The organism is Methylobacterium symbioticum (assembly GCF_902141845.1).
In the GTDB taxonomy this organism is placed as follows: Bacteria; Pseudomonadota; Alphaproteobacteria; order Rhizobiales; family Beijerinckiaceae; genus Methylobacterium; species Methylobacterium symbioticum.
In genome coordinates this window covers 47,839-63,286 of record NZ_CABFPH010000007.1, presented here as the reverse complement: position 1 = coordinate 63,286, position 15,448 = coordinate 47,839, and the positions used below count along the sequence as shown (strand labels likewise).

Sequence of the window (15,448 nt, the reverse complement as noted above, 5' to 3'; positions counted from 1 at the left end):
GGCTCGACCGCTCAGCGCAAGCGACGGGTGTCACCGTGAAGTTCCTCGACGAAGCCAAGGTCTATGTCCGCTCCGGCGACGGCGGGGCCGGCTGCGTCTCGTTCCGCCGCGAGAAGTTCATCGAGTTCGGCGGCCCGAACGGCGGCGACGGTGGCCGCGGCGGCGACGTCTGGATCGAGTGCGTCCAGGGCCTGAACACCCTGATCGACTACCGCTACCAGCAGCACTTCAAAGCCCGGAAGGGCGAGCACGGCATGGGCTCGAACCGGCACGGGGCCAACGGGTCCGATATCGTGCTGAAGGTGCCGACCGGGACCCAGGTCCTCGCCGAGGACGGCGAGACCCTGATCGCCGACCTGACCGAGGTCGGCCAGAAGGTGCGCCTCGCCAAGGGCGGCAACGGCGGCTTCGGCAACGCCTACTTCACCACCTCGACGAACCGCGCGCCCAAGCACGCCAATCCGGGCCAGGAAGGCACGGAGATGTGGATCTGGCTGCGCCTCAAGCTCATCGCCGATGCCGGGCTTGTCGGCCTGCCGAATGCCGGCAAGTCGACCTTCCTGGCGACCGTGACCGCGGCCAAGCCGAAGATCGCAGACTATCCCTTCACCACCCTGCATCCCGGCCTCGGCGTGGTGAATGCGGACGGGCGCGAATTCGTGCTCGCCGACATTCCGGGCCTGATCGAGGGCGCGCACGAGGGCGTCGGTCTCGGCGACAAGTTCCTCGCCCATGTGGAGCGCTGCCGGGTCCTGCTCCACCTCGTGGAGGGCACCAGCGAGCATGCCGGCAAAGCCTACAAGCTGGTGCGCGGCGAGCTTGAGGCTTATGGCCACGGCCTCGCCGACAAGCCCGAAATCGTCGCCCTGTCGAAGGCCGATGCCCTCGATCCGGAGACCCTGAAGGAACAGGTCGCCCGGCTGAAGCGCGCGGCGAAGCGGGCCCCGCTGGTCCTCTCCTCAGCGAGCGGTCAGGGCGTGCCCGAGGCGCTGCGGGCGCTGGCCGGCGCGATCGAGGCCGGCCGCGAGGCCGAGGCCGCAGCCGAGCCGGCACCCGCCTGGCAGCCGTAGGGCTGCCGACCCTTGCCCTTGCGGCCCCGACCGCAGATCGTGAGGCCGGCCGGCAGCGCCCACGACGTCTGCCCCAACGCATCGGTCATGCGCCCGCCCCTCCTGTTCAAGGGCGACGACTTCGTCCACACGGACAGCGTCCCCGCCTCCGTGCTCCTGCCATGATCCCCGCTCTCGAAGATTTCCGCCGCGTCGTCATCAAGGTCGGCTCCGCGCTGCTCGTGGACCGGGCGCGCGGCCGGCTGCGGCATGCTTGGCTCGCGGCGCTCGCCGAGGACATCGCGGACCTGCATGCCCGGGGCGTCGACGTTCTCGTCGTCTCCTCCGGCAGCATCGCTCTGGGGCGCACCGTTCTGGGCCTGGCCCCGGGCGCGCTGAAGCTGGAGGAAAGCCAGGGCGCGGCCTCGGTGGGGCAGATCGCGCTCGCCCGCCACTGGTCGGAGGCACTCGGCCATCACGGCATCATCGCCGGCCAGATCCTGGTGACGCCGCAGGATACCGAGGAGCGCCGCCGCTATCTCAACGCCCGCGCCACGGTTCAGAAGCTGCTCGAGCTGCGCGCGGTGCCCGTGGTCAACGAGAACGACACCGTCGCGACGAGCGAGATCCGCTACGGCGACAACGACCGGCTCGCCGCCCGTGTCGCCACGATGATCGGCGCCGACGTGCTGGTGCTGTTCTCCGATATCGACGGGCTCTACACCGCCCCGCCGAAGAGCGACCCGGATGCCCGCCACCTGCCCGTGGTCGAGCGCATCACCCCCGAGATCGAGGCGATGGCCGGCGGCCCGGCCTCCGAGCTGTCCCGCGGGGGCATGCGCACGAAGGTCGAGGCCGCCAAGATCGCCGTCGGCGGCGGCACGCATCTCGTCATCGCGGACGGACGCGAGAAGAACCCGCTCCGCAAGGTGATCGAGGGCGGGCGCTGCACCTGGTTCCTCTCCGGCTCGACCCCCAATGCCGCGCGCAAGACCTGGATCGCCGGCTCGCTGGAGCCGCGCGGGGTGCTTCTCATCGATGACGGCGCCCTCCGGGCGCTGCAGGGCGGCGCGAGCCTGTTACCGGTGGGCGTGCGCGCCATCGAGGGCAGCTTCAGCCGCGGCGACGCGGTCGATATCCGCAGCCTTGCGGGCAAGCCCCTCGGCCGCGGCCTTGTCGCCTACGACAGCGCGGAAGCTGCACGGATCATCGGCCATCCGAGCGCCCGCATCGGAGATCTGCTGACCCATCCCGGCCGCTCTTGGATGGTGCACCGCGACGATCTCGCGTTGTTTGCCGAGTAGGTGCGAACACGCACCTGCAACGCTTGTTTCGCCGGTTGCGGATGTGCAATTACGGCTGGCCACTTCTCGTGATCGGATAGCGGACGTGCCTGTTCTGAACCTGCGATCGGATCTCGCCGCAGCCGACGATCTCGGCACGCAGATGGCCGAGATCGGCCGCCGCGCCCGCGCCGCCGCGCGGAAGATGGCGCTCGCCTCGGCGCAGGCGAAGGACATCGCATTGCGCACCATCGCCGAGTGCATCCGCAGCCGCGGCCCCGAGATCCTGCGTGAGAACGCCCGCGACGTCGCCGCTGCCAAGGCCGCAGGCCACAGCCAGGCCCTGATCGACCGCCTGACCCTCGACGAGAAGCGCCTCGCCGGCATCGCCGACGCGGTCGAGAAGATCGGCGCCCTGCCCGATCCGGTCGGGCGGCAACTCGCGGCGATCGAGCGGCCGAACGGCCTGCTGATCGAGCGCATCGCCGTGCCGCTCGGCGTGATCGGCGTGATCTTCGAGGGCCGGCCCAACGTCACCGCCGATGCCGGAGCGCTCTGCCTCAAGGCCGGGAACGCCGCGATCCTGCGCGCCGGCTCGGACAGCCACCGCAGCGCCATGGCGATCGCCCATGCGATGAGCGAGGGGCTCGCCGCGTCGGGCCTACCCGCCGACGCGATCCAGATCGTGCCGACCCGCGACCGTGCGGCGGTCGGCGCCATGCTCTCCGGCCTCGACGGCTGCATCGACGTGATCGTGCCCCGCGGCGGGCGCGGCCTCGTGGAGCGCGTGCAGGGCGAGGCGAAGGTCCCGGTCTTCGCCCATCTCGACGGCATCTGCCACGTCTACATCCACGGCCAGGCCGATCTCGACATGGCGCGCACCGTGCTCCTCAACAGCAAGATGCGCCGCACCGGCATCTGCGGCGCCGCCGAGACGCTGCTGGTCGACGCGGCCTGCGCCCGGACCCACCTCGTGCCCCTGGTCACGGCCCTGCTCGATGCCGGCTGCGCCGTGCGCGGCGATGAGGCGGCACGCGCGGCCGACCCGCGGGTGACGCCGGCGAGCGAGATCGACTGGCGCACCGAGTATCTCGATGCGGTGATCTCGGCGCGCGTCGTGGACGGGCTCGACGCGGCCATCGACCATATCGAGACCTACGGCTCGCATCACACCGACGCGATCATCACCGAGGATGCGGAAGCCGCCTCCCGCTTCCTCGCCGAGGTCGACTCGGCGATCGTCACGCACAACGCCTCGACGCAGTTCGCCGATGGCGGCGAATTCGGCTTCGGCGCCGAGATCGGCATCGCCACCGGGCGCATGCATGCGCGCGGGCCGGTGGGTGTGGAGCAGCTGACCACCTTCAAGTACCGGGTCCACGGCAACGGGCAGACGCGCCCCGTCTGACGCGGCTGTGCGGGCAACGTTGCCGCCGACCGCATCGGGCATGCGGATCGGGCTCTACGGGGGTTCCTTCAACCCGGCCCATCTCGGGCACCGGCATGTCACGCTGACGGCCTTGCGGCGCTTGGCGCTCGACCGGGTCTGGTGGCTGGTCACGCCCGGAAACCCGCTGAAGGACCGCGGCCTTCTCGCGCCGATGGCCGAGCGCTGTGCCCAGGCCGCCGCGATCGCCGACCATCCGCGCATCGCCGTCACCGGCTTCGAGGAGGCGATCGGCGCCCGCTACACCCGGCAGACGATCCGCTACCTCACGGCGCGACGGCCCGACGTGCATTTCGTCTGGATCATGGGGGCTGATTCGCTGGCGAGCTTCCACCGCTGGCGTGGCTTCCGCGAGATCGCCGCGCGGGTCCCGATCGCGGTAATCGACCGGCCCGGCCACACGCTGCGCGCCCCGAACGCGCGCGCGGCTCGGTTCCTTGCTGGGGCTCGCGTGCCCGAGGACCAGGCCGGGACGCTGGCGCTGCGGCGCCCGCCTGCCTGGACCTACCTGCACGGCCCGCGCTCGAATCTGTCCTCCACGCAGATCCGCCAGGGCCTGTGAACGGCAGATCGCGTATTGCAATCGCATCGCGAACCCTCCACTTTCGGACCGTGCCGCTCCGGCGGAATCCAATTCTCATCAGGAACCGTGACGCTGCCCGAGACGACCCACACCGAGGCCGCCAGCGCCGAGACCCACGCGCTGGCGCGAACCGAAGACCTGAGGGCGCTCGCTCTCGGTTGCCTCGACGAGATGAAGGCCGAGGAGACGATCGCGATCGACCTCGCCGGCAAGACCTCGCTCGCCGACACCATGATCATCGCCTCCGGGCGCTCGCAGCGCCATGTCGGCTCGATCGCCGACAAGATCCTGCAGGAGATGAAGGCCCGCGGCTTCGGCAATGCCCGCGTCGAGGGCATGCCGGCCTGCGACTGGGTCCTGATCGACGCGGGAGACGTGCTGGTGCACATCTTCCGGCCTGAGGTGCGCGGCTTCTACAACCTGGAAAAGATGTGGGGCGCCGACCGCCCCGCCGGCCAGCAGCTCGCCGGCTGACGGCGCCTCACCCTTGCGCCTTCTCGTCGCCGCGGTCGGCCGCCTGAAGAACGGGCCCGAGCGCGACCTCGCCGCGCGCTACCGCGAGCGCACGGCCCAGTCCGGCCGGGCGCTCGGCTTCACCACCTGCGACCTCGTGGAACTCGTCGAGAGCCGGGCACGGCGGGCGGACGACCGCTGTGCCGAGGAGGCGGCGGGACTGCTCGGCCACCTGCCGGCCGGCGGCATCCTCATCGCCTACGACGAGCGCGGGCGGTCCGATCTCACGAGCGAGCAGATCGCGGACCGGATCGGAGGCTGGCGCGACGCCGGGCGCGCGGCGCTCTGCGTCGCTATCGGCGGGCCGGACGGCCACGATGCCTCAATTCGGACGCGCGCGGAGCTGATTCTGTCCTTCGGGGCGGCGACGCTCCCGCACGGTCTCGTGCGCGTGCTCGTCCTCGAACAGCTCTACCGCTCCATGACGATCCTGGCCGGCCATCCCTATCATCGCGGCGAAGCCGGGGCCTGAGCGGCACGACCCGGTGACGCGAGGCTTCATCAGACGGGCGGCGGGCGCCCTGCTCCTTCTGGCCCTCTCTTCGGCCGCCGCGCCCGCGTGTGCCGAGGACCTGCCGGCCCAGGAGCAGGACCGTCTGCAGAAGGCCCAGGCTGAGCGCGAGCGCCGCGCCGAGAACCTCAAGCGCATCGAGGAGGCCCTGGCCGCCAGCACCGGCGCGCGCGCCCAAGCCGAGTCCGAGATCGCCGCGATCGGGCAGGATCGCGCGAAATTGAACGCCGCCCTGGTCGATGCCGGCCGGCAGGCCCAGGCGACCGAGGCGCGGCTGACGCGGCTGGAAGAGCGGCTGCGCACCATGGGCGAGAGCGAGGCCGCGATCCGGCGCTCGCTCGACGCCCGCCGCACCGTCATCGCCGAGATCCTGGCCGCGCTCCAGCGCATGGGCCGGCGCCCGCCGCCGGCCGTCCTGGTCAATCCCGAGGACGTCCTCGCGGTGATCCGCACCTCCATGCTGCTCGGCGCGGTGGTGCCGGAACTGCGCGGCGAGGTGGCGACGCTCGCGGGCGACCTCACGGAACTGGTGCGCCTGCGCAGCCTGATCGCCGCCGACCGGGAGGGCTTGCGCAACGACCTTGCCGGATGGGCCCGCGAGCAGCAGCGACTCAACGCCCTGGTCACCATCCGCCGCACCCGTCAGGCGGAAGTCGAGAGCGGGCTCGCCGCCGAACGCGTACGCGCGGCCGAGCTGGGCAATCAGGCGCGCAATCTCAAGGATCTCCTCGACCGCATGACGAGCGAGGTGAGCGCCGCCCGCCGCGCCGCGGAGGAGGCCCGCGCCGCCGAGGAACGGGAGGCCAAGGCGACGCAGCAGCGCTTCGCCGCGGCCGGGTTCCGCGACCCGGCGCGTCTCGCCCCCAAGACACCCTTCGCGCAGGTGCGCGGCGAGGTTCCACGCCCCGTCAGCGGCCGCCTCCTGCGCACCTTCAACCAGCCCGACGGCAATGGCGGTTTGACGCGCGGCATCACGTTCTCGACACGCCCGAAGGCCGTGGTCTCCTCGCCCGCTGATGGTTGGGTGGCCTTCGCGGGCCCCTTCCGGTCGTATGGCCGTCTCTTGATCATCAATGCGGGCGATGGCTACTATCTCTTGCTGGCGGGAATGGATCAGATCAGCGTCGAGGTCGGCCAATTCGTGCTCGCGGGAGAGCCGGTGGGCAGCATGGGCGAGGGAAGTGCGGCGCAGCCGGCAGCGGACGGCGACCGTGGCGATCCGGTCCTGTACGTCGAGTTCAAGAAGGACGGTGGCTCCATCGATCCGGAGCCCTGGTGGGCCAGGAGCCCCAGCGAGAAGGTTCGCGGCTAATGCGCAAGACTTCCCTCATCATGCTCGGCGCGTTCCTCGGCGCCGGGACGTCGATGGTGGCCACGCAGACCGACTTCCTGTCGGGTCCGCGCGCCGTCGCGGCGTCCGCCGAGACCTATCGCCAGCTCAGCCTGTTCGGCGACGTGTTCGAGAAGGTGCGGACCGACTATGTCGAGAAGCCCGACGAGTCGAAGATGATCGAGGCGGCGGTCAACGGCATGCTGACCTCCCTCGACCCGCATTCGAGCTACATGGACGCCAAGGCGTTCCGCGACATGCAGACCACCACCCGCGGTGAGTTCGGCGGCCTGGGCATCGAGGTCACGATGGAGGACGGCCTGATCAAGGTCGTGACCCCGATCGACGACACCCCGGCGGCGAAGGCGGGCCTCCTCGCCAACGACATCATCACCCAGATCGACGACGATCAGGTCCAGGGGCTGACCCTGAACCAAGCCGTCGACAAGATGCGCGGCCCGGTGAACTCCAACGTCAAGCTGAAGATCACCCGCAAGGAGGCCAAGGAGCCGATCGACGTCACGCTCACCCGCGACGTGATCAAGATCAAGCCGGTGCGCTCGCGCGTCGAGGGCAGCGACATCGGCTACGTGCGCCTGACCCAATTCAACGAGCAGACCTTCGACGGCCTGCGCGCCGCGGTCGACAAGCTCTCGACCGAGATCGGCCAGGACAAGATCAAGGGCTACGTCATCGACCTGCGCAACAATCCGGGCGGCCTGCTCGACCAGGCGGTGATGGTCTCCGACGCCTTCCTCGACCGCGGCGAGATCGTCTCGACCCGCGGCCGCAACCCGGACGAGACCCAGCGCTTCTCCGCAAAGTCCGGCGACATCACCAAGGGCAAGCCGGTGGTGGTGCTGGTCAACGGCGGCTCGGCCTCGGCCTCCGAGATCGTGGCCGGTGCTCTGCAGGATCACAAGCGCGCGACGATCCTCGGCACGCGCTCCTTCGGCAAGGGCTCGGTGCAGTCGATCATCCCGCTCGGCGGCTCGGGCGCGCTGCGCCTGACCACGGCCCGCTACTACACGCCGTCGGGCCGCTCGATCCAGGCAAAGGGCATCGAGCCGGACACCGAGGTCCTGCAGGACGTGCCGGACGAGTTGAAGGGGAAGGACGAGACCAAGGGCGAAGCCGGCCTGAAGGGCCACCTCAAGCAGAAGGACACCGAGGAGCGCGGCGGATCGTCCGCCTATGTCCCGCCGGATCCGGCCAAGGACAAGCAGCTCACCGCGGCGATCGACTTCCTGCACGGCATCCAGAAGGGCGCCGCCAACACCCAGAAGCCCAGCATGCCGAACTGAGCTCAGGTCTCGGTCTCCTGTCTCGAGCCCCGCCCGGCCCCAGGCCCGGCGGGGCTTCGCGTTTCCCAGGTCCCGCACCCGCGTTGAGGAAAAATTAACCCTGGCGGTCGGCAATGGCGTGGGGCCCCCTTTCGTCGTTACGGCGATTCCGGCGAGGCTCCGGGCCGAGGCCGTGGTGGGTGAGACGTCCGACGATATCCTGACCCAACCCTTGGGGGTGACACCGCCGCTCAGCCGGAAGGAGGCGGCGCTCGCCCGCGCACGGGCTCTGGCGCGCTCGCCGAAGGCCGTGGCCGGCGCCACGGGCGCGCTCCTCGTGGCCGTCTTCGGAAGTGTCCTGCTGTTCGGGGATCCTCAGGGCGGCGAGCCGCGCGTCACCGTCGCCATCACGCTGCGCGATCCGGCACCGGTGCGTGCCGAAGCGCCGCAGATCGCCGCGGTGGCGCCCGAAGCCGAGGCGCCGCCCGCACGCACGCAGCGGAGCGCCGAGGAGATCGAGACGGCGTCGGGCGTCACCGTGGTGCGTCCGAGCGGCACTGCGGCGCCGAGCGAGACGGTGGTCATCCGCGTCCCCTCTCCGAACGTGCAGCTCAACCCGGCTCCCGATCCGCGCCTCACGGACCGTGGCCGCCACGGCACGATGCCGAAGCTCGGCGAGGGACGGCTGCGGGCGCTCGACGTCTATGCCCGTCCCGAGGAGCCTGGCACCGGGCCGCGCATCGCCATCCTGATGACCGGCCTCGGCATCGGCCAGGCCGCCACCGCTGCCGCGATCGTGAAGCTGCCGCCGACGATCAGCCTCGCCTTCGCGCCCTACGGCGCCGAAATCGAGCGCTCCGCGGCCCGCGCCCGCGCCGCGGGCCACGAGGTCCTGCTCCAGGCGCCGATGGAGCCCTTCGATTATCCCGACAGCGATCCCGGACCGCAGACCCTGCTGACGGCGCTCAAGGGGCCTGAGAACGCCGACCGCCTCGCCTGGGCGATGAGCCGCTTCCCCGGCTATGTCGGTGTGGTGAACTTCATGGGCGCCAAGCTGATGAGCGACGCGGGCGCCTTCGAACCGGTGCTGCGCGAGATCGGCGCCCGCGGGCTCGGCTTCGTCGACGACGGCACCGCGGCCCGGCCCCTCCCCGCCGGCCTGTCGGCCAAGGTGAAGACGCCGCTGGCCCGCGCCGAGATCGTGATCGACGCGGTGCCCCGCGCTGACGCGATCGACCGTGAGCTCGCCCGGCTCGAAGCGCAGGCCCGTACAAAGGGGTTCGTTCTCGCTTCGGCCAGCGCCCTGCCCCAGACCATCGACCGCATCGCCCGCTGGGCCCGCGACCTCGACGCGCGTGGCCTGCGCCTCGTGCCGGTGAGCGTCGCCCTGCGCGGTGGCGAGACGCGGCTGTCGAAGGCCGAGTAGGCGCCACCGGGGCGTTGCCGCTGGCTCACTGGCTCCCTATGGTCCCCGCGCGATGACGATCGAGCCCACCGCCCTCCGCGAACCGCCCCTGCCCTACCGTCCCTGCGTGGGCGTCACCCTGATCAACCGGGATGGCCTCGCCTTCGTCGGGCGGCGCAGAGACATGCCGGCCGAAGCCGGCGACGCGGCCGCCTGGCAGATGCCGCAGGGCGGCATCGACGAGGGCGAGGTGCCCGAGGCTGCGGCCGTGCGGGAGCTCTACGAGGAGACGGGCGTCTCGCCCTCCTGCCTGCGCCCGCTCGGCCAGACCCCGGAATGGCTGACCTACGATCTTCCGCCCGAGCTGCTGAAGCGGTCCTGGCAGGGCCGCTACCGCGGCCAGGCCCAGAAATGGTTCGCCTTCGGCTTTCTCGGCACGGACGACGATATCGACGTGGTGAATCCGGGCGGTGGGGCGCACAAACCCGAATTCGATGCCTGGCGCTGGGTGCCGTTCTCGGACCTGACCGGGCTGATCGTGCCGTTCAAGCGGCCCGTCTACGAGGCCGTCGTCACCACCTTCGCGCCGCTCGCCGCATGGGCGCGCACGGCGTGACCCGCGCCGCGCGCGCCTGAGCCACCCCGTGCGCTGGCTCGCCATTCCCGTCGCCATCGCCCTCGGCTGGCTGCTCTTCACGCTGAGTCCGCTCTGGGCCCTCTACGACCTCGCCCGGGCGGTGCGGGCGCGCGACGTCGCCTATGTCGAGCGGCACGTGAACTTCCGGACGCTGCGCCTCTCGCTCGTCCGTCAGACCACGGCCGCCGTGAAAGCGGCGGCCGACAGCAATCCCACCTTGGAACCCCGCGAGCGGCAGCAGCTCAGCGATGCGGCGGTCGGGCTCGCACTCGCCCTCGCTGAGACCATGGTGACGCCGGAGACGGTGATTGACCTCCTCGACGACGGCTGGCCGCAGCGCCTCGACCTGCCGCGGCCGGAGGCGCAGCCGCCCTCCGGACTCAACCTCGACCGGGTCGGCAAGCTCGTCCCCTACTACCTGATGTCGGAGATGCGCGGCTTCCGCACGGTGGTCATCCCGGTGCCACCCGAGGCGGCGCGGATCGTGCAGACCCGCATCCGCATGCGCCTGCGCGGCTGGTCCTGGCGGCTCATCGACATCGAGGTGAACGAGGCCCTGCGCCAGCGCATGGCGGCGGGCCTCGCCAAGACCATCGCCAAGGCCCAGCAGGGGCTGGGGCGGAACTGAGATCCGGGTGTCGAGAGGGATCACCCCTCTCGCGGGTCCAGGGAGGAGCCCTGGATCATGCGGGTCAGGGCTTGGCCTCGGCCGGCGCGGACTTCTCGCCCTTCGGCATGCGGGGCTTGCGCGATTCCGCGATGCTCTCGGCCTTGTCCTCGTCGGTATCGCCGCTCTGCTCGATCGCTTTGTCCGGATCCGCCGCGAGGCTCCGCACGATCGCGAGCAGCCGCTCACATTCCGGCGCGTACTTGTAGCTCTCCAGCACGATCGCGGCGTCGCGCAGCGTGCGCAGGTCGCGCAGAGTCTGACTGTTGGCACCCGCCTGAAGCTCGGCCTTGCCCGCGATCAGATCCTCGATCTTCGCGCCCGCCACGTCGCAGGCCTGTGCGGACCCTCCAGCCAGACCGGCGATCAGCAGTAACGAGAGGGCGGAGAGGCGAAGGGTCGGGCGGATCATCAGTTCGTCTCGGGATCAGGCATGGTGCGGCGCGCTGCCGCCCAGGATGTCGTTGGTCAGGGCCACGAGCTGGCTCGGGCGATAGGGCTTCGGAACGAAGACGGATTGCGCGACGGCTTCGCCGTGGGACAGCTCCGCGCGGCCGCCTGAGGTGTAGACGACGGGCAGGTCCGGGCACTGGCAGCGGGCGAGCCGGGCCAGCGCGATGCCGTTCGTGTTGCGGGCGAGATCGATATCGGTGAAGAGCAGGTCGACGCTCTCCCGGGCCAGGATCTCCTCCGCCTCCCAGGCATCGGCGGCGGTGAGCACGCGGTATCCTTCGTCGAGAAGGGCCTCGGCGGCGAGCTCGCAGACGACGGGCTCGTCCTCGACGACCAGGACCGTGTTGGCGCCGCGATCGAGATGGGCGGCCGTCAGTCCGAGCGCGGGATAGGCAAAGGGGATCATGACGCAACTCCAACTCACCCGGCACGGAGATCCCATCCCCTCACCGGATCGCCGGACCAACGGAGCCCTGCGCGCCAGCGTTCGCCGTGTTTGCATCGAATTGCTGAGGTTTGGTGAGCGGAGCCTTAACCCTGCCCGCGCTCCAATGAACGGAGCACTTGAAATGGTTAACGAAGGGTTAGCGGCGCCTCCCGGGAGCCGCGCTTCGTGAATCGTGGCTGGCAGCTGGGAACCGGGCTGATCCTCACGGCGCTGGCCGGCTACGTCGACGCACTAGGCTTCGTGCGCCTCGGCGGCCTCTACACCTCGTTCATGAGCGGCAACACGACCCAGCTCTCCGTGTCCCTTGCCCACGGTGAGATCCGGCACGCCCTGATGCCCATCCTTCTGATCTTCGGCTTCCTCGCCGGCGCGACGCTGGGCAGCGGGCTCTCCATGGTTGTGCCGAGGCGCTGGGCGACGCCCGTGGTACTCGCCTACGAGACGCTGCTGATCATGGCGGCACTGGCACTCGGCCTGCCGACGCCGGAACTCGGCCTCGCCTCGTTCTTCATGGCCATGGCCATGGGTGCCCAGAACGCGGTTCTCGCCCAGGTGAAGGGCTTCCGCGCCGGCACCACCTTCGTCACCGGCGCCCTGTTCAGCCTGGCCCAGAAGATCGCCGAAGCGTTCACCGGCATGGGGCCACGGCTCGGCTGGCTCGGCGACGCGGCCGTGTGGAGCGCGCTCCTCGTCGGCGCGTTCGTCGGCACGCTGGCCTATGGCCGCTACGAGCTTTACGCCCTCCTCCTTCCGGCTCTCGTCGGCGGCAGCCTCGCGGTCACCGCGGCCCTGCTCGCCGCCCGCACCCGCATCGCCCATTGAGGACCGACATGACCGCACCGATCTCTCTGCTGAGCCACGTCAAACCGATCGAGGCGGGCGCGCACGTCACCGCTGCGCACTGGCTCGGCGACCGGCTGGCGCTCGCGCTGGGCGACGGCACCGTGGTGCTCGCGGGCGACGGCGAGACGGTGCGGGCAGCCGCCCACCCCGAAGGCTCGATCCTCTGCGCCGCAGGCACGGGCCGCCGGCTTCTCACCGGCGGCGACGACGGGCGTGTGGTCGAGATCCGTGGTGACGGCACCCTCGCGGAGGCCGCGACCGCGAAGGGCGGCGCCTGGATCGACGCGCTCGCCCTGCATCCGGATGGCGGCTTCGCCTTCTCGGCCGGGAAGCGCGTCGCCACCCGCGACCCCAAGGGCCGGGAGCGCACCCTTGATGCCCCCTCCACCGCCCGCGGCCTCGCCTTCGCACCGAAGGGGTTCCGCCTCGCGGTGGCCCACTACAACGGCGTCAGCCTCTGGTACCCGAACCTGGAGACGCCGCCGGAGGTGGTGTCATGGAAGGGCTCTCATATCGATGTGACTTGGTCGCTGGACGGCCGCTTCGTGGTCTCGACCATGCAGGAGAACGCCCTGCACGGCTGGCGGCTGCAGCCGGATCGCGGACACATGCGGATGTCGGGCTATCCGGCCAAGGTGCGCTCGGTGTCGTGGTCGTCCGACGGCAAGTGGCTCGCCACCAGCGGCGCCGAGGCCGCGATCATCTGGCCTTTCGATTCGAAGGAGGGACCGACCGGCAAGGCGCCGCGGGAATGCGGCGTGCGGCCGGCGCGGGTCTCGCAAGTCCGCTTCCACCCGAAGGCGCCCGTCCTGGCGCTCGGCTACGAGGACGGCTGCATCTTGCTCGTGCGCTTCTCGGACGCGGCCGAGCTTCTCGTGCGTCCGGCCGTGAAGGGGAGTGCCGTCACGGCCTTGGCCTGGGACGCGGCCGGCGCCCGCCTCGCCTTCGGCTGCACGGATGGGCAAGCCGGCCTCCTCTCCCTGCCGGGGTGAGGAACCGGAGCGCGGCTCCCCGCCTTTACGCTCACGCTGCCGCCACGGAGGATGCCCGTGTTCCGCGTGATCCGAACCCTCGGCCTCGCCCTCGGGCTGATCGGCGGCGGCATCGCCGCCCAGGGCCCCGAATTCACCCAGCAATACGTGCAGCGCCTCGGTGGGACGGTGGATGAGTTGCGGCGTCAGGTCGACGGTCTCGAGGCCGATGCCCGGGCGAGCGGCACCACTCGCGACGGCGCGGTCGATCGGCTGCGCGGCAATCCGGACCAGCTCGTCGCCCGCCGGGGCGAGGCGGCGCGCGGCGATATCGAGCGCCTCGCGGCGCTGAGCGCCCAGCAGCAGGCCATCGCCGCCGCGACGAGTCCGCTCGGCCGCATGGTGGCGGTGATGCGCCAGCCCGATCCGGCCCTCGCCCGGGCCACTTGGCGCGACTACCAGCCCGCAGTGCCGACGAATGCGGACGGTGTGGTCGCCGGCCTGCTCGGCTTCGTCGCCACCTGGGCCGTGTGGCGGCTCGCCTCGGATCTCGGGCGGCGCGCGGCACGGCGGCGCCCGCGCGAGCCGGTCACGGCGACGTGATCCCGGCGCAACCTGCGCGCACGGTGTGACCGGACATCTACAGCATCGAGCCTGCTCCTTGCACTAGGGAGGGAGTCGGACCTGCGCGCGGCGGCCGTGATCGCGCCGGGTCGATCCGCAGAGTCGCCCCATGCCGCGCGCGCCCCAACCGATTGTCGATCCGGCGCTCGATGCGGCAGCTCTGCTCCGGCGTGTGGGCTTCTTCGGGCTGTTCGTGGTGGTGCCGGTGACCGCGCAGGTGGCGCGCCGCGCCTCCGTGATCATCGCGCCGATCGCCGTCGTGCTCCTCGTCATCGCAAGCGCCATCGACGGGCGCCAGCGCGCCCTGCGCCCGGCTGGGACGCGGCTCCTGCGCTCGGCCGCCTTCCTGGCGGGCATGCTGGTGATTCTGTGGTCGGCCCTCTCGCTCGCCTGGACGCCCTTCCTCTCGGCGGCGGCCGAACGGCTCGCCAACCTCGCAGCGGTGATCGGCCTGACGCTGCTCGGCTACTTCTCGCTGCCCGACCGGATGCGCTCGGCCAACCTCTATCTCCTGCCCCTCGGCGTCACGGCCGCGGCCCTCGTCGCCATCGTGCTCGGCCTGTTCGGCGACAGCCTGATCCAGGGTGGGTCCGACGACGACAGCGCGCTCGGCCGCGGCCTGACGCTGCTGGCCCTCCTCGTCTGGCCGGCGGTGGCGTGGCTGCGCTCGCGGCGGCGCGACCGCGAGGCGCTGGCGGTGGCGTTGCTCGTGGCCGGCGCACTCGTCGCCTCGCCGAACGTCACGCAGATCGTGGCGCTCGCGGTCGGAGCGGTCGCCTTCGCGGTGACGAGCTTCCGACCGCGCCTGGGCACACTGCTCACGGCGGGCGTGACGGCGGGGCTGCTGGCCGCCGCACCGCTCCTGCCCTTCGTGGCGCGTCCGATCGGCTCCGCCCTGTTCGGACCGCTCGCGCCGGGGGTTCTCTCGCTCAAGAGCTGGCAGAAGGTCGTGACGACCGAGCCTGTGCGGCTGATCACCGGCCACGGCTTCGAGACGGCGCTCCGCGGCCGCTTCGTCGGACTCGTGCCGATGAACGCGCCGACCACGGCCCTGTTCGAGTTCTGGTACGAACTCGGCGTCGTCGGGGCGCTGGCCGCAGCCTTCGCGCTCTACGCCTCGGTGCGGCGCGCCGGCCGCGACGTGCCGGTCCTCGTCCCCGGGGCGATGGCGGCCTTCGCCTCCGCCTTCACGGTGGCCTGCATCGGCGTCGGGCTCACCGTGGTCTGGTGGCTGACGGCGCTCGCGATGACCGTCCTCGTCTTCGTGGCGATCGAGCGGGGCCAGTTCCGCACCAGCCGCCCGAAGGTCAGCCGCCTGCGCCGGATCCACGAGGGCGGGGCGGGCTGATCACGTCCGGGCTCCCAAAGGGGGCACCCCTTTGGTGGGTCCAGGGCGAAGCC

Annotated in this window: 17 protein-coding genes; 15 read left to right on the top strand and 2 right to left on the bottom strand. The window is 71.2% G+C overall.

Features of this window, described 5'->3' with window-relative positions; translation table 11 throughout:
- Positions 1-35: 35 nt before the first annotated feature.
- The 11 genes from obgE to MET9862_RS04320 all read left to right on the top strand — a co-directional run bounded on the left by obgE (position 36) and on the right by MET9862_RS04320 (position 10,669).
- Positions 36-1,070: a GTPase ObgE gene (gene obgE, locus MET9862_RS04370; RefSeq protein ID WP_142581888.1), complete on the top strand. Its 1,035-nt coding sequence runs from the start codon at positions 36-38 to the stop codon at positions 1,068-1,070.
- Between the two features lie 161 nt (positions 1,071-1,231).
- Positions 1,232-2,353 carry a glutamate 5-kinase gene (gene proB, locus MET9862_RS04365; protein ID WP_142581887.1) on the top strand — a complete coding sequence of 374 codons (1,122 nt, stop codon included), beginning with the start codon at positions 1,232-1,234 and terminating at the stop codon, positions 2,351-2,353.
- A gap of 85 nt (positions 2,354-2,438) precedes the next feature.
- Positions 2,439-3,740, top strand: coding sequence for a glutamate-5-semialdehyde dehydrogenase (locus tag MET9862_RS04360; protein WP_142581886.1), 1,302 nt, complete (start codon positions 2,439-2,441; stop codon positions 3,738-3,740).
- Between the two features lie 7 nt (positions 3,741-3,747).
- Complete coding sequence (locus MET9862_RS04355) at positions 3,748-4,341, top strand: nicotinate-nucleotide adenylyltransferase (protein ID WP_142581885.1); 594 nt, start codon at positions 3,748-3,750, stop codon at positions 4,339-4,341.
- A gap of 93 nt (positions 4,342-4,434) precedes the next feature.
- Positions 4,435-4,836, top strand: a complete 402-nt coding sequence (gene rsfS, locus MET9862_RS04350) for a ribosome silencing factor (protein ID WP_244612567.1) — start codon at positions 4,435-4,437, stop codon at positions 4,834-4,836.
- 13 nt (positions 4,837-4,849) lie between these two features.
- Positions 4,850-5,347, top strand: coding sequence for a 23S rRNA (pseudouridine(1915)-N(3))-methyltransferase RlmH (gene rlmH / locus MET9862_RS04345; protein WP_142581884.1), 498 nt, complete (start codon positions 4,850-4,852; stop codon positions 5,345-5,347).
- Between the two features lie 100 nt (positions 5,348-5,447).
- Positions 5,448-6,698, top strand: coding sequence for a murein hydrolase activator EnvC family protein (locus MET9862_RS04340; RefSeq protein WP_438616593.1), 1,251 nt, complete (start codon positions 5,448-5,450; stop codon positions 6,696-6,698).
- Positions 6,698-8,020 carry a S41 family peptidase gene (locus tag MET9862_RS04335; protein WP_142581882.1) on the top strand — a complete coding sequence of 441 codons (1,323 nt, stop codon included), beginning with the start codon at positions 6,698-6,700 and terminating at the stop codon, positions 8,018-8,020. Before MET9862_RS04340 ends, MET9862_RS04335 begins: the two co-directional genes overlap by 1 nt.
- A 175-nt stretch (positions 8,021-8,195) precedes the next feature.
- Entirely contained in the window at positions 8,196-9,425 is a 1,230-nt protein-coding gene (locus MET9862_RS04330; RefSeq protein ID WP_142581881.1) for a divergent polysaccharide deacetylase family protein, read from the top strand.
- 52 nt (positions 9,426-9,477) lie between these two features.
- Positions 9,478-10,020 (top strand): RNA pyrophosphohydrolase, encoded by a 543-nt coding sequence (locus MET9862_RS04325; protein ID WP_142581880.1) that lies wholly within the window; start codon positions 9,478-9,480, stop codon positions 10,018-10,020.
- 28 nt (positions 10,021-10,048) lie between these two features.
- Positions 10,049-10,669: a DUF2939 domain-containing protein gene (locus MET9862_RS04320; RefSeq protein ID WP_142581879.1), complete on the top strand. Its 621-nt coding sequence runs from the start codon at positions 10,049-10,051 to the stop codon at positions 10,667-10,669.
- Positions 10,670-10,733: 64 nt separating this feature from the next.
- Here MET9862_RS04320 and MET9862_RS04315 read toward each other — a convergent pair whose 3' ends face one another.
- Positions 10,734-11,120: a photosystem reaction center subunit H gene (locus MET9862_RS04315; RefSeq protein WP_142581878.1), complete on the bottom strand. Its 387-nt coding sequence runs from the start codon at positions 11,118-11,120 to the stop codon at positions 10,734-10,736.
- Between the two features lie 15 nt (positions 11,121-11,135).
- Complete coding sequence (locus MET9862_RS04310) at positions 11,136-11,567, bottom strand: response regulator (protein ID WP_142581877.1); 432 nt, start codon at positions 11,565-11,567, stop codon at positions 11,136-11,138.
- Positions 11,568-11,774: 207 nt separating this feature from the next.
- Between MET9862_RS04310 and MET9862_RS04305 the strand changes: the two genes are divergently transcribed.
- From MET9862_RS04305 to MET9862_RS04290, 4 genes are all read left to right on the top strand, one after another.
- Positions 11,775-12,431, top strand: coding sequence for a YoaK family protein (locus MET9862_RS04305; protein ID WP_142581876.1), 657 nt, complete (start codon positions 11,775-11,777; stop codon positions 12,429-12,431).
- Between the two features lie 8 nt (positions 12,432-12,439).
- Entirely contained in the window at positions 12,440-13,444 is a 1,005-nt protein-coding gene (locus tag MET9862_RS04300) for a WD40 repeat domain-containing protein (RefSeq protein ID WP_142581875.1), read from the top strand.
- A gap of 57 nt (positions 13,445-13,501) precedes the next feature.
- Positions 13,502-14,026: a DUF2937 family protein gene (locus tag MET9862_RS04295; RefSeq protein ID WP_142581874.1), complete on the top strand. Its 525-nt coding sequence runs from the start codon at positions 13,502-13,504 to the stop codon at positions 14,024-14,026.
- Between the two features lie 130 nt (positions 14,027-14,156).
- Positions 14,157-15,395 carry a peptide ABC transporter permease gene (locus MET9862_RS04290; RefSeq protein WP_142581873.1) on the top strand — a complete coding sequence of 413 codons (1,239 nt, stop codon included), beginning with the start codon at positions 14,157-14,159 and terminating at the stop codon, positions 15,393-15,395.
- Positions 15,396-15,448 lie beyond the last annotated feature (53 nt).

Excerpts from the sequence above, each read along its gene's own strand:
- proB (WP_142581887.1), top strand. The coding sequence starts at position 1,232 with ATGATCCCCGCTCTCGAAGATTTCCGCCGCGTCGTCATCAAGGTCGGC.
- MET9862_RS04335 (WP_142581882.1), top strand. The coding sequence starts at position 6,698 with ATGCGCAAGACTTCCCTCATCATGCTCGGCGCGTTCCTCGGCGCCGGG.
- MET9862_RS04325 (WP_142581880.1), top strand. The coding sequence starts at position 9,478 with ATGACGATCGAGCCCACCGCCCTCCGCGAACCGCCCCTGCCCTACCGT.
- MET9862_RS04315 (WP_142581878.1), bottom strand. The coding sequence starts at position 11,120 with ATGATCCGCCCGACCCTTCGCCTCTCCGCCCTCTCGTTACTGCTGATC.
- MET9862_RS04310 (WP_142581877.1), bottom strand. The coding sequence starts at position 11,567 with ATGATCCCCTTTGCCTATCCCGCGCTCGGACTGACGGCCGCCCATCTC.
- MET9862_RS04300 (WP_142581875.1), top strand. The coding sequence starts at position 12,440 with ATGACCGCACCGATCTCTCTGCTGAGCCACGTCAAACCGATCGAGGCG.
- MET9862_RS04290 (WP_142581873.1), top strand. The coding sequence starts at position 14,157 with ATGCCGCGCGCGCCCCAACCGATTGTCGATCCGGCGCTCGATGCGGCA.